Origin of the sequence: Halosegnis sp., assembly GCF_042216475.1 — an archaeon.
Lineage (GTDB): Archaea > Halobacteriota > Halobacteria > Halobacteriales > Haloarculaceae > Halosegnis.
Window position 1 is genome coordinate 20,066 of the sequence record NZ_JBDGTV010000024.1, and the last position, 13,077, is coordinate 33,142.

At 61.5% G+C, this 13,077-nt stretch carries 12 protein-coding genes and 3 pseudogenes; 6 read left to right on the top strand and 9 right to left on the bottom strand.

Translation table 11 applies throughout. The features are described from left to right. Positions 1 to 192: 192 nt before the first annotated feature. Positions 193 to 1,560 carry a glycine cleavage T C-terminal barrel domain-containing protein gene (locus ABEJ63_RS13005; protein WP_375796800.1) on the bottom strand — a complete coding sequence of 456 codons (1,368 nt, stop codon included), beginning with the start codon at positions 1,558 to 1,560 and terminating at the stop codon, positions 193 to 195. Between the two features lie 492 nt (positions 1,561 to 2,052). On the opposite strand from ABEJ63_RS13005, the pseudogene ABEJ63_RS13010 reads away from it, so the two are divergent. Next, positions 2,053 to 2,253, top strand: a pseudogene (locus ABEJ63_RS13010) (inorganic phosphate transporter); the annotation flags it as partial. 49 nt (positions 2,254 to 2,302) lie between these two features. On the opposite strand, the gene ABEJ63_RS13015 reads toward ABEJ63_RS13010, so the two are convergent. Continuing rightward, positions 2,303 to 3,397 carry a polymer-forming cytoskeletal protein gene (locus ABEJ63_RS13015; protein ID WP_375796801.1) on the bottom strand — a complete coding sequence of 365 codons (1,095 nt, stop codon included), beginning with the start codon at positions 3,395 to 3,397 and terminating at the stop codon, positions 2,303 to 2,305. Positions 3,398 to 3,629: 232 nt separating this feature from the next. Continuing rightward, on the bottom strand, positions 3,630 to 4,064 hold the full coding sequence (locus ABEJ63_RS13020) for an NUDIX domain-containing protein (RefSeq protein WP_375796802.1): 435 nt from the start codon (positions 4,062 to 4,064) through the stop codon (positions 3,630 to 3,632). A 538-nt stretch (positions 4,065 to 4,602) separates the two neighbouring features. Here ABEJ63_RS13020 and ABEJ63_RS13025 point away from each other — a divergent pair. Further along, entirely contained in the window at positions 4,603 to 4,770 is a 168-nt protein-coding gene (locus tag ABEJ63_RS13025; RefSeq protein ID WP_375796803.1) for a hypothetical protein, read from the top strand. A 158-nt stretch (positions 4,771 to 4,928) separates the two neighbouring features. Here ABEJ63_RS13025 and ABEJ63_RS13030 read toward each other — a convergent pair whose 3' ends face one another. Further along, on the bottom strand, positions 4,929 to 5,138 hold the full coding sequence (locus ABEJ63_RS13030; protein WP_375796804.1) for a hypothetical protein: 210 nt from the start codon (positions 5,136 to 5,138) through the stop codon (positions 4,929 to 4,931). Between the two features lie 169 nt (positions 5,139 to 5,307). On the opposite strand from ABEJ63_RS13030, the gene ABEJ63_RS13035 reads away from it, so the two are divergent. Further along, positions 5,308 to 5,700, top strand: coding sequence for a histone acetyltransferase (locus ABEJ63_RS13035; RefSeq protein WP_375796805.1), 393 nt, complete (start codon positions 5,308 to 5,310; stop codon positions 5,698 to 5,700). 133 nt (positions 5,701 to 5,833) lie between these two features. Beyond that, positions 5,834 to 6,034, top strand: a pseudogene (locus ABEJ63_RS13040) (inorganic phosphate transporter); the annotation flags it as partial. A gap of 3 nt (positions 6,035 to 6,037) precedes the next feature. Here ABEJ63_RS13040 and ABEJ63_RS13045 read toward each other — a convergent pair. Beyond that, a pseudogene (locus ABEJ63_RS13045) lies at positions 6,038 to 7,318 on the bottom strand (NAD-binding protein); the annotation flags it as partial. Between the two features lie 483 nt (positions 7,319 to 7,801). Here ABEJ63_RS13045 and ABEJ63_RS13050 point away from each other — a divergent pair. After that, positions 7,802 to 8,059, top strand: coding sequence for a hypothetical protein (locus tag ABEJ63_RS13050; RefSeq protein ID WP_375796806.1), 258 nt, complete (start codon positions 7,802 to 7,804; stop codon positions 8,057 to 8,059). Then, positions 8,059 to 8,478, top strand: coding sequence for a type II toxin-antitoxin system VapC family toxin (locus tag ABEJ63_RS13055; RefSeq protein ID WP_375796807.1), 420 nt, complete (start codon positions 8,059 to 8,061; stop codon positions 8,476 to 8,478). Before ABEJ63_RS13050 ends, ABEJ63_RS13055 begins: the two co-directional genes overlap by 1 nt. A 913-nt stretch (positions 8,479 to 9,391) precedes the next feature. Here ABEJ63_RS13055 and ABEJ63_RS13060 read toward each other — a convergent pair. The 4 genes from ABEJ63_RS13060 to msrA all read right to left on the bottom strand — a co-directional run bounded on the left by ABEJ63_RS13060 (position 9,392) and on the right by msrA (position 13,070). Continuing rightward, positions 9,392 to 9,826, bottom strand: a complete 435-nt coding sequence (locus tag ABEJ63_RS13060; RefSeq protein WP_375796808.1) for a hypothetical protein — start codon at positions 9,824 to 9,826, stop codon at positions 9,392 to 9,394. Between the two features lie 368 nt (positions 9,827 to 10,194). Next, on the bottom strand, positions 10,195 to 11,697 hold the full coding sequence (locus ABEJ63_RS13065) for an HPP family protein (protein ID WP_375796809.1): 1,503 nt from the start codon (positions 11,695 to 11,697) through the stop codon (positions 10,195 to 10,197). Positions 11,698 to 11,853: 156 nt separating this feature from the next. Further along, complete coding sequence (locus ABEJ63_RS13070) at positions 11,854 to 12,486, bottom strand: peptide-methionine (S)-S-oxide reductase MsrA (protein ID WP_375796810.1); 633 nt, start codon at positions 12,484 to 12,486, stop codon at positions 11,854 to 11,856. Positions 12,487 to 12,530: 44 nt separating this feature from the next. Then, positions 12,531 to 13,070: a peptide-methionine (S)-S-oxide reductase MsrA gene (gene msrA, locus ABEJ63_RS13075; RefSeq protein ID WP_375796811.1), complete on the bottom strand. Its 540-nt coding sequence runs from the start codon at positions 13,068 to 13,070 to the stop codon at positions 12,531 to 12,533. Positions 13,071 to 13,077: the final 7 nt, after the last annotated feature.

Genomic DNA, 13,077 nt, shown 5'->3' on the forward strand with positions numbered 1-13,077 from the left:
CTCTCGGGTCTTCCAGTTGCAACCTGGTGGGACGGGCCGTGCTCAACCACATTGGGACACGGGCCGCTAGAGTTGATTTGCTGGTCGCGAGCCGCAATAAGTGAGTCGGTGGGTCAGCCGGTCTGTCGGCTACTCGCGGCCTGAAGCAGTCTTCCGCCGTGTTCGTTCGATTTGCCCTTAGCATCCCACTACTCACTCGTCTACGTCCCCCCTGGCGTGAATCTTGGCCTGTTCACGAGCACTAAGATTGTTCGACTCTGTGAATGGAACCTTTGCCAGCGTCGCATAGACCGGTTCGCCGGGCTCTCTTGCGTACTCGTCCGGAAGATGGACTGCGAACTCCAAGTCGAGGTCCGCATCGTATATTGAGTCGTCAAGCGGGATGTCGGTCGCGGCCTGCAGTTTCGTCGCTGGTACGAATCCGAGGCCGATGTTGGCCTCAAGATCCGGGTTCCACCCCGCCGATGTCAGGTAGCCATATTTTTCGCCCGTCTCGGGGTCCGAGATGAGCCAGTAATCCGACGCCCACTCCAGAATTGGATCGCCGGCCATTTTCAGTCCAACCAGTTTGTGCGTGAACGGATACGCACCGGCTTCAATAGCTGCCTTCTGGCGTTCCAATTCGGCTTTGCCGACGTAGTCTGTGGTCTTATGATCGGGAACCTGATAACCGAGATTGACCTGGAACGGCGACGTCTCGTGGTCGATGTCTTGCCCCAAAGACAGGATTCCGGCTGCAATCCGCCGCCGCCCGTCTACTGGCGTCGCGGCACCGCCGTGGTCTTTGACCGTTTTGAGGACTGGGTTCCACACCGCTTCGGCGTTCGTCGTCGCCTCTCGGACGTATATCTCGAATCCCGCCTCGCCAGAAAAGCCTGTCTGGCTCACCAACACCGGGCTATCGTTGATTGTCGCTTCTAACAGTCCGTAGTATGGAACAGCGTCGACCAGGTCATCGATGAGCGACTCGATCACGTCGGGTGATTTCGGGCCCTGCACCTGCATCGGCGAGACATCAATCTCGTCGATATCGACCTCGAAGTCGTTCCCGACCGTGACCCCTTGCAACCACTGCAGCAGGTCCGAATCGGCAATTGAGAACCAAAACTCGTCGTCGCCGGGTCGCAACAGGACGAAGTCGTTGAGTATGCCACCGTCCTCATTGCAGCAGATGGCATACTTGCCGTGCATCGGCTCGATATCGGTCGCATCCCGCGTGATGACGAAGTTGACGAACGCCTCGGCATCAGCCCCTTCGACGCGAATCTGGCGCTCAACCGCGACGTCCCACAGCGTTACGTGGTTGACCAGCAGGTCGTATTCGGCTTCCGAACCGCCGTCCTCGGGATCGATGTATGCCCGAGGGTGATACATGTGGTTGTAGACCGTCGCCTCGTGGCAGCCTTCCTCAACAGAAAGGTGCCAGAACGGAGACTTCCGGACCCGGGTCGAGATTACGAGGTCGATGTCTGCGTCGCCCGTTTGCCGCAGGTTTCGGGGTACGGTGCGATCCGATTGGTCGACACTAGGGTGGTTCGAATGATAGTGGTCTCCAGACATTACTAACTATTTTCGAGGGTCAACACCGTGGTTGAACAGCTGTCCCCAAAGACGCTTGAGTCGACTGAGTTCGCCCGACGGGGTGACCCCAGCTGGGAGGTAGAGTTTTAGGTCGGTCGCTCTATCAGAATCGTCGGCATTACTTCTCGCTGCCATACGACCCAGTGACGACCCGTGCCCGCATTGTTCTGTAGCTTATTCGCATAACTGATTTATATTGAGGGTGGAGCAAGCCGCGGCTTTTCACCCCGTTCGTGCTCGCTGGATGAGCGTGGTGAGGCTGATCAGTGGCGAATACCGACACGACAGTCATCACAGCGGCCGTTTCGAGAGCGATGACGCGCACTGTCGTTTCGCGACCAGCGGACGTGGCTCTTGCTGCGCCGCGCGCTCGTTCTGTGCCCGTACTGTTTCACGAAACCACAGAGCGGCGGCCCGATTGCTAAATGCACACTCTGTATTGGTCATCCCTACCGACGGTGGACAGGTAGGGCAATCGTGGGGTTGGGGCTCGCGACCGGGTCGCTCAACGAGGCACTGATGTTCACAATCGTCTCGGCGCGGATTGTCGCCCCTCTCATCGGGCTCGCAATCGGTGCAGTCATCGGCCGGTACATCCATCCACAGTTTGAGGCCAGACTCTCGTTCACCCGGCTTGAACGACAGTTGGTTCAGGTTGACCGAGCCGACCGCACTCACACCACTCTCCACGCGCTCACGGAGAGGAAGCCTCGCTCATCGGTCAGGCCGACGCAGCGGCCTCGGTCTGTTCGGGTGCCTCCGGGCCACCTTGGCCGCGGACGAATTGTGATAGTAGTCCTGCCATCGCGCCGAGGCCCAGCAGTGCGACGACGAATTCGAACACCCCGCCGATGGCCGGGATTCGCACCAGGACGGCCACAATTCCCAGGCCCACGAGGAGGTCGGCCCAGCGGTTCTCCACGTCCGTATAGGAGAGTACTGTGGCGCCGACGGCGTATCGGCCGTAGACCGTTGCAATCCAGACGGCGAGGGCGTATGCGACCAGCACGGCGATTGTTACAGGGATGCCGATGATAGTGATCGCAATCAGGGCGGCGCCAATCGGGATGCCAATGAGAGCCAGGAGGCCAGCGGCGCCGGTCATGAGCGGGTCGTCCTCAACGCGGTTGGCGATGCGCCTGGAGGTATCCGGAACGACGAGCAGGAGAAGCCCGCCCACGAGCACGTTGACGAGAAATCCGTAGAGGCCAACGAGTGGGGCGCCGATATCCGGTCCATCGAAACCGCTGCCGGTCGAGAGGTTCTCGTTTTGCACGACAGATCCGCCGACAGACGCACCCTCATTGGTGAACTCGCCGTCCTCGCCGGTGGCGTACTCGACGTTTCCATCGACTGATGCTGTTGAGGTCAGCGTAATCGACCCGCCGGCGAGGTTAGCGGTGCCAGCAACCGCTCCGGCGAGGACGATTGTTCCCGCAGCGACCTCGAGATTATCATCGATTGTCGCTGTCTCGGTGATGAAGACGTTGCCGCCGGTCGCGGTGGCGGCACCGCCGACGTTTCCCGCAATCCTGACGGTCCCGGCTGTCGCCTCGACGCTGCCGGTGACCTCGCCCCCTGGCTCGATTATGACGGTCCCGGCGAAGGCCGTGACGTCTCCGTCGACTGTGCCGCGCACGACGACTGTTCCACCGAAGGCGGTCAGATCCTCTGACACGGTCTCACCGTCCTCGACCACGATTGACCCGCCGGTTCGTTGCTCTGCGGCCGCGATTCCAGGGAGTGTCCCAAGCAGAACGACTGCGACTAAGAGGAGGGCGATGCCACCTGCTCCCGGCCGGGGGAGGTGTAGCATACCCACGATATATATCTACTATCTAATAAATTCGCGGGTCGACAATCGCAGACTGGACGTCGCGCTCCGAGTGGGGGTGCTGTATACGCGGTCTGTATCTCGTACGCTGTTACTACGAGGATTTGAGCAGGTTCTGGCGGGTGTGCCGTACAAAGAGCGCGAATGCGGTAGGTAGTGTGTCCGTTTACAGGCGGAGCAGGCCGAGTGTCTCGGGGCGTGACCCCGAGGCGGTTCACATACTCACTGCGTCAAGTACCTCCGGAGTATAAAACGTCGTGCCGTCGGCCCGAAGCCGCTCGATCGACAGCCAGCAAGCGCGGTGTTCCGTCCCGAATTCCGGTTCCACGAAGGTGAACGCGTCGCGGTCGTACGGCCACTCCTCGACGAGTGTTCCCTCGTACACCCGCCAGGTCTCGTGTGCTGTGTCTCCATCGTACGATAACACTCGTTCGAACGTTCCCACATCCGTCGGGTCGGTGAATGTGACGCCCAATTCCTCGTTGAACTCCCGAACGGCTGCGTCGCTGCTGTGTTCACCGAATCGACGTCGCCTCCCCAGGGATCGGTAGAATGCCGCTTCGGTGTCGGGTGACTGCCCCTCGAAGACGAGGAGTTCATCGTCCCGCTGGACTGCACCGAGAGCGACGACGCGAATATCAGCGCCCATATCGAGTATTCATATCACTTCGGGCGAACCGGTGAGTGTTCCAAACTTTCTCCACCAATGCTGTTCAGACCCTTTGAGTCGGTCACGCCATCCCTGACAGACTCTCAGTAGCTTGGACCACCCGTGCTGGACTCAGCGCGTGTATCGGCCATGGAAAGTCTTGGTGTCCGGCACTCAGAACGTACCCTCTCTATCGACGTGCTGGGTTCGGTGCGTAGAGCGTTGAGGGTTGGAGACTATAGCCTGCGAACACCGGGTTCAATCCACCACCTGTACGTTGAGCTTCCCTTTTCATCGATACCGTCGTCCTCCCCAGTCAAATTCTGATTTCGTTGCCGCATATCCTGTGAACAGGAGATGGATGAGTGGGATTCGGGCCCGCTGGCGGCCCTCAATGGTGCGCTGACTGCCATCCGCGACGGCGGGGACGACTCATCAGTCGCGAGCGACTGACGGAACGGCGCATCCGCCGCTTCTGACCCGAATCTATCCGGTGTAATCGCGTTATGAGGTGGTATGTGAGCTAGACGCACGATAGGTGCGCACCTCTACGTATATCGTCGCGGGCATCAAGATGCTCGGCGCCGGAGCGTGGGATGCGGTGCTCTCGTACGTGACTGTCTCGGCGGTGCCCGAATCCTGGCCGACCGTGCCTGTGCTTCTGGCCATCGTGTGGCTCGCGTATGCGGGCGTGGTAGCCCGCTGACGCCGGATGACAGATTCGGGACCCCTGGCACCTGCTGTCCCCTTCGCCGCTCGTCTCGTTGGTCTATCAGCCCGCATTTTGTGCACTTCAATCGCGCTGCAGAGTGGACGCGTATCGTCCACGGCTGCATGCACAGCGGGCAATCTGTGGCCAGCGGCTTAGTCGGAGCCGGCGGTGGGAAGTGCCACGTCGTTGACGACGTGCAGATACAGAATCCCTCCGACAAGCCCGACAAGCAACACACTGCCGATGGAAACCAGAAGGCCGGCGAACGGAACAGCCAAGCCCCGAACCGCGAGCATCCCCAGCGCGACACCAACAGTACCAGCAAACAGTGCTCGCATCAGCGACGCGCCGTTCGTGGCCATGGCTCGACGTTTTTCACCCGATGTCATAAGCACCCACGCTCCCAGCCCGGCAGGGCGTCTGATACTGACTGGCGTTGCCGCAGAGAGGACGCGTATCGGCCGGGGGGTACCGGGTCGGCAGCCGGAATCGGAGGGAGAATTAAGCCCGTGTCTGGGCTATGTCGTGACTGTGTCCTCCACAGTCCCGCTCGGTGCGGTGCAACCGAGTCAACTCTATCTCGACGCAGCGAAACTCCGGCGAGCAGCGGACTGGTTCGACTTCGATGACCCGACGTACGACCCGATTCCGGTCCTGAATCTCGGTGGGGAGACGGTGGTGGCAGACGGGCATACCCGTGCGTTCCTGGCGTATCTGAGCGGCGCCCCCTCGCTCAAGGTGATTCCCGAGCCGAATCGAGAGGAGTACAGCATGGACCTGTATCGGGCCTGCGTCGAGTGGTGTCACGACGAGGGTATCCGGGCCGTCCCCGATTTCGCAGGGCGGGTGGTGAGCCACCAGACGTTCGTGGACGAGTGGGTGGCCCGCTGTCAGGCATCGCCCTACTACGACGACGGTGACTGAGGAGACGGCTCCGAGCTGTGCTGACTGGTCGCACCGAACACGCGGATGGGGCCATGTTGGCGGCGTTCCCACCGGCGGCAGATGAACAGGCCACTAAGTCTGTATCGAAAACGCAGATTTCAGCGCTGTCTCCATGGTCACACTGCTTGTCATCGTCGGGCTGCTCGTCGCCGCGTTCGTCGGGTTCAACATCGACGGGTCCTCGACCGGCGTCACGTTCGGGCCAGCGGTCGGGAGCAAACTCGTCAGGAAGGCCACCGCGGCAGCACTCTTCAGCGTGTTTGCTGTCGTGCTCGTTCGCCCGGGCGATGATCTCGATCCCGGGGTTCAGTTTGCGGATTGCGAACGTCGCGAAGATCGCCGTCGAATCGTCCGGCAACGCGAGCACGATTGTGCCGGCGTCCGTGAGAGCTGCCTCGTGGAGGACGGCTCGGTCTGTCGCATCGCCGACCACGTCGACGGTCGAGGCGTCCCTGCGGTCGATGGTCGTGTACCCGACCCGGGCACTCGTGAGGCCGCTCGCGACACTCCGGCCAACGACCCCCATCCCCGCGATGATAACATTTCCTCGCCGATGCCGGCCTTCCGAGAGGGTCATCTCCTTCAATCGGTCGAGTTCCGCCTCCGTGCCGGTTGCAACGAGCACACTCCGGGCGTCAAATCGCGCCTCCGGTGGGGGTGGACTCTTGAAATCCCCCTGAACCCACACGCCGATAATGGCCGCTCCCGTCCGCTTGAGGATGTCGCTTTCCGCGATGGTCTGGCCGATGCGTTCGCTCCCACTCTGGAGGGGAAACTCCGCGATGTCGAAGTCCTCGACGATCTCGACGGCATCGACCGCCTCCGGATTGAACGTGCCGACGGCTTTGCTCGCGAGCCGCTCGCCCAGGACTTGCTTGGGTGAGAGGACGTGGTCGGCGCCCGCGTACCGGTGATAGTCAGCGGTCTCCGGGTCCTCGGTCAGGCTCACCGTCCGGACGTCGGGGTTGACTTCACGAGCCGAGAGGAGCACGCTCGGGTTCGTCTTGAGGTCGATATTCGCGATGACCGCGTCGGCGTGTGCCAGCCGGGCTGCCCGAAGTGCCGCGTCCGAGTCGGGATCCCCGACCATCACGGTGTACCCCGCCGTGTGCAGCTCGTTTGGGGTCTCCCGACCGGCTTCGACGATGACGTACTCGACGCCACGCTCGGCGAGTTCGACGATGAGGACCTCTTCATGAGGCCCGTAACTGCAGAGGACGACGTGAGTGTCGATGCCACGAGCCGCAGAGGGCGCAGTGGATTGGAACACGTCCTCGAAGAACGGGACGACGAGGACCGGCAGTGCCGCGAAGATCAACACCAGCCCCGAGAGCGCCATCACGGAGACGAGATAGTTCATCTGGGGGCTCGACCACGGGGCGTCACCCCCGTACCCAACAGTGGTGACCGTCTGAACGACGACTTCGATCGAACGATACAGCGGCTGGGGGCACCCTCCCAGGTGGCCATCCCGTAGTTGTAGAGGAGTACGAACCCAGAGAGCACGCTCAGGGCAACGACGAGATAGGAGACGATGAGCCGCGTACGCCGCTCCATATTGTCCAACGTTGGGAGTGACGAGTGTAAGTGACAGCATCGCCCGGTACGACCCAACGAGGAGCGCACAAACCAGAGTACTCGCCAGGAGGAACTTGCCGCCGCTGGGACGAGATAGTCACCATCCCTACCGGAGGAATTCCACGGCTTCAGCCGTGGGCGGATGTCAAGTTGTTGTGGCGAGCGAACTGCCGAACGGCCCGGTATCGACTGTTCGAAGGCTGTCTCATCGCGACGAACAGGCCGGTGTCGGCGATGTGGAGCCGGCTCACGGGTCGTCGGCCGCGTCACCGTCGTTGATGTCCACCTCGTCGAGTCCTGCTCCGACCTCCTCGATGTCGTAGTGCTCGTGGACGTACTTGCCCCGGAGGCGAGTGGATTGCTGCATACATAGCGCGTAGTCAGCATCCTCGTGTACTATAGCTCGGTACGCTGTCGCGGGTCCGTCGGCTAGCGGAGTTGTGTGTAGAGTCAGCTCTGGACTCCACGTATGATTTATACTACAGTAGTACATATAATACGCATGGGCAGTGTGAGTTTCCGCGTCCCCGACGAGGTGAAAGCACGGATGGAAGAACACGACGAGGTAAACTGGAGTGCAGTCCTCCGTGACCACCTCGAGGAGGAACTACGCAGTCTGGAATCGCGGGATATCGCCCACGCAGTTGCGACCAGCGAGCGACTGAGCAGTGCCATTGACGCCGACGAGGTGGCCACGACGAACACGGCAGAACAGATCCGTGAGTTCCGCGACACCCGATACGGAGCGGAACGGACCTGATGGCCGACATCGTCGTCGACACCAGCACTGTCGTCAAGTGGTACATTCCCGAACAGCATCACGAGCAAGCCCGCACACTTCGTGACGATTTCCTCGACGGCAAACACGACCTGTGCGCACCGGCGCTCATGCCCTTCGAGGCGGTCAATGCACTCAACTACAGCGGCCACTACGATGGCGAGCGACTCCACGAGGCCGCAACCTCGCTCGACAACTACGGTATCGAACTCGTCTCGTTCGGGTCAGTCGGCCCCATCGCGGAAATCGCGAACACCGTTGACATCACGGTCTACGACGCTGCCTACGTCGCACTTGCCGTCGACCGGGATGCGACAGCCTACACCGCGGATGGAAATCTCTTGCAGGATGTAGACGGGAGTAAGTATGACGACACCGTCGCCCACATCCAGACCTACTGAGCGATAAATTGCGTTTCCTGCTGCAGACATCCTCTATATTTCGCACGGCGTTCCTGACCGGACCCGAATCAATCGAAACAGCTGTGGACGATACAGGGCAGGTATCGGTCAGACGTGGGTTCCAAACGGAAGCGCCGAAAGTCATTCCAGTTCTCGTTCGGTACCGACTGCGACTGGTGGGGACGAGTGAATGTGATCTGGACAACTGCTCACGATGGGAACGGGCTCGCCGACCACATCCTACAGCGGCATCTTATCGGTAGTAATGGCTTGACCTCCTCCACGCCCTGAAGGACGTGGAATCCCACCATGGGATGTCCGCCGAGCGTGGCGTTCGAGGTTCCAACCCGCACTCAAGGGGACCCAGAGACACTCTGGCGAAACTCTCGTTTTCTCCTCTGTATAGGGCTGTGGCCCGGTCAAACAGGCCCCATCGGAGTCCGTGTCATCGCCGTGCGACCCACCGTCGGGTCGCCACGCCGTGTGGTTCGGGGCCGGCATCTCACCGAATCCGTAGCAGCCCATGCTACACGGGGCCACGAGAAAACGCTTTTTGATGGGACATCCGAACTGGCCATAGTCCATGGGTTGTGGCCGGTGTGTCCGCTTGACCTCCGCCTGAAGACGGAGGTATGCGCTCGTACTCTCTATCACAAGACCGGATAGGTCGACCGACCGCTGGCGGCCGTCCCAATCATCGATCTCGCGGTCGGGGAGTCGATGGGAGCCATCCACCCGCGTTCACAGCCAGTCTCCCCATCGTCGAACAGGTCGCCACCGCATACGGGGGGACTGTCGAGATACTCGACAGCGCGACGGGTAGCGCGCGATTCGAGGTCGCCGGTGTCGCGGTGGGGTGACGGTCCGGCCGACGGTGCGTGATTCGATGCCCCGCGTGGGGGCTCAACTGGGGTTACTCTGTGCCCTCGCCAGACGCGCAGGCGGCCAGCGAGCACTCCCGCCGGAGCGACTCGAGGTGCGGCCGTGCGTCCTCGGCGAGGGGGAACGTGCCGTCCACGTCGGCTGGGGGCTGTCCGTGGAGGACCCGCCCGAGCGGGTCGCCCACGACCTGGTATGCTCGCTCAGCCCCGTCAATCAAAAGCTGAGGGACACCCCTCTCACAGAGCAGCCGGCGGACGGTTTCTCCGCCGGCGTGGACCTTGTCCGTCTCCGGGTCGATTAGCACGAACACGAACAGATGGTCGCCGAACTGTGCTTCGATGAAATCACGGGTGGATTTCGACCGCCACGGGACGAGTCGAATATCCTCCGACAGCCGAGCGACCTGCTTCGCGGCCGCTCGGTATAGTCTGTTCCGTCCATCGTAGACGAGAAACGAATCTGACATACACGTAATCAGTTCTGCAGCGATTTATTTCGACGGACACTGTGCGTTCTCCCCGCTCACTCATTAGCTCAGATGTGCCGCCCGCATCGTGACGCGTATCATGTCTATCTTCTAACAGCGAAAGAATCCCAGCCTTCAGGCCGGGCGTGAATCGCGTACGCTCGGTCTCATCGGTATCGTCTGTCTCTGCTCGTGAACGGTATTTGGCGAACAGGCGCTCCTCGTACGGTGAATTGAATAAAATTCGTCGTTCGTGGTGTTTCGTTTGGATTTTTGTTGATGACACAGTGGTCTGGTTCGTGTGCCGATTGCGCGTTTGATGCGGTACAGGGAGAGAACGGACGTCCAAAGCCCGGATTTCTCTCGTGTCATGGCCTGTCGATGATGACCACGTCGGTGTCGATGTCGTCGACCCGCTCGAACGTCGGCGGGGAAACGAACCGAGATACGCCGCTGCGGTCCATACTCGCACCCATTATGACGATATCGAAGTGGCTCGCGTTGCGTTCGAGAAACGTCTCGACGGTGGTCGTTGAGACGCGAGTTTCCACCGTCCTCTCGACGGTCTCGGCGAGATTCGCCAACATTTCCTCGGCGCGGCGGCGCTGCCGGTCACTGTCGACGCAGGTAGCGACGCTGAGTTGACCTGTCTTGCCCGCCAGCCGCGCTCCGGAATCCAGCATACTGTGGGCGAGGTCGCTGGCGCGACGCACCAGGACGAGCACGTCAGACCATTCCGTTCGACCGTCGGGGGACTGGTGAACCACCACGTCCAGTTCGCACTCGAAGAGTTCGAGAAACTTCGGGGCGAGGCCGCCGTGTCGTTCCTCGTAACTGGCCGCGATCAGGTCACAGTCGGTGTCGTGTGCAACTTTACGCGTCGTCGCCGCCATCGACCGACCCGTCGCGGCGACTGTTTGACATGGGACGTCGAGTTCGGATTCGATCACGGACGCACGACGCTCCAGCCGCGCCGCCGCCTCGGCCGCCACACGCCTCTCGGCCATGTCGGTCGTGCTCTTGCCGTCGGCCTCGCCTTCCGCGATCTGATCGGCTAATGGGCCCTCCACTGGGGAGTCGACTGTCGGACCGTCTCCGACGCTCGTCCGGTCAATGGAATCATCCGCGCTCGTGCGCCGGGTATCCGTGGCCACCGGGCCGGTGCCGCGTCCGCCGTCGGTAGCGCCTGGGTCATCGCTGGACAGGTCCCGCATAAGATTGTGCTTCGCTCGTTCGATATCATTGTCGCTGACAAAATCGAGGAGGACGACTTTCCCGGCGTCGTGGGCCGCAGCCAATCTGCCGGCCAGCATCGCCGTCTCGTTGGGGCTCTCGCCTACCATCGGGACGATGATGTGGTCCCCCCCGTCCGTCGACTCGTAGAGTAGGCGGGCCCGTTGGTGATAGAACTGCTTCCGCCAGACAGTAAACACGGCTGCGACGATTGTACTGGCGACGACTACGCTGGCGACGAACGCGAGTGTCTGTCCGTCCGGCACGAGCAGGCCGAGCAGTGCCGTCGAGAACGCCGACGCTTCCTTGACATCAAGCGCCCATGTCACGGCGGCCGTGAGGAACACGGCAGTCCCCGCTGTGACGGCGTCGACTCCGAGCGATCCGGACGGGCCGACAGATCCGCCGACAGTTCCATTGCTGACGAGGACGCCGAGCTCCATCGCCGCCCAGCCACACAGCGCGCCGACCGTCAGCCCGCTCACGAACCGTGTCGGGGAGGCGTACTTGCTCTCCGGATTGGCAAACAGCGTGTACGTCCCGGCCGCGAGCGGCGGGAACAGTAGAAACGACAGCGATTCGACGGTGTTCGCGAGTGTCGTCACGACGACGATCAGTAACGGGACGAGTAGCAACACCGAGAGGTGAAGTAGGTTACGCGTTTGCTCAATCCACCGACGAAACTCCCGTGGACTCCGGCGATTGAGGCGACCGATTCGACGGGTTCTGGCGAGCAGGCGGTTTGGGAGTGGATCGAGCATGGGAACCAGTCTACTTGTGGTTGGTGGCGGCCGTCATCGGCTGTGAATCGTCCGGTTATCGGGCAGTTCCAGCCCGTGTTCCGCGCTGATTTCGCGACCGGCGGCGTGGCCGTTCAGTTTGGCCGCGGCCGGTGACTCGCGGAGGTCCTCGTCGTCATAACCGGCCTCCTCGAACACCTCCATGAGCGACCGCTTCGCTCTGAGGCTGTGCTTCTGGTGATAATCCTCCGCCAGGTAGAACCGTGAGAGTTGCTCAATACGCGTCTCGATTTCGTCCGGGTCGTAGCTGTTCGCTTCGAGGTACGTGTGGAGCGTGTCGCGCTGGGCCGCGGTTGCCGCGAACACGATGTTCTGGTACTGCGTCTTCGGCGTCTGGCGGCGCGGGTCGTGGCTCCGGAAGACCCGGGCGAGGAAGTCAGTGTAGGAGACCACCTCTGGGTCGTAGTCGACCTGGAAGACTTCCGTGTGGTCTCCGAGGTCGTGGTACGACGGGTTCGCTTTCGTCCCGCCGGCGTAGCCGACCCGCGTGCGAACGACGCCAGTAATCGCGCCGAACTCCGCGTCCGGGCCCCAGAAACACCCGAGGGCGAAGGTAGCGGTCTCAGTCTCATCGCTGTCCGGTGCACGGTTGTCGTAGTCGCGTATGGTCGCTGGTGTGAGGGTCATGGGTGGGAGTCTGTAGTAGTTCTATGGTCGGCTGCTGTCGTGTCTCAGCGTGCGACTGAGGATTCCGTCTCGAAGTTCTCGCGGACCTTCTGGACCTTCGGTTCGACGTAAGTCCGGCAGTACCCGTCGGCCGGGTTCTTTTCGTAGTAGTCCTGGTGTTTCTCTCCGGCCTCGTAGAACTCTTTAATAGGTTCTATATCGGTCACGACCGAGTTGTTGAACGCCTGTTCGGCCTCTAGTTGCTCGACGTACTCCTCCGTGTACTGCCGCTGTTCCTCGTCGTGGTAGAGGACGATGGACCGGTACTGTGACCCAACATCCGGTCCCTGCCGGTTCAATTGGGTCGGGTCGTGGATGGTGAAAAACAGCTCCAGAAGGTCGGGGTACGTCACCGTCTCGGGGTGGTACTCAACCTGGACGACCTCGGTGTGGCCGGTCGACCCGCGACAGACCTCCCTGTAGGACGGGTCGGGTTTGTCCCCGCCGGCGTAGCCTGAGGTGACGGAGGTCACTCCCTCCAGTTCTTTGTACGCGGCTTCGATGCACCAGAAGCAGCCACCGCCGAACGTTGCTTTCTCTGTCATTGTGTAT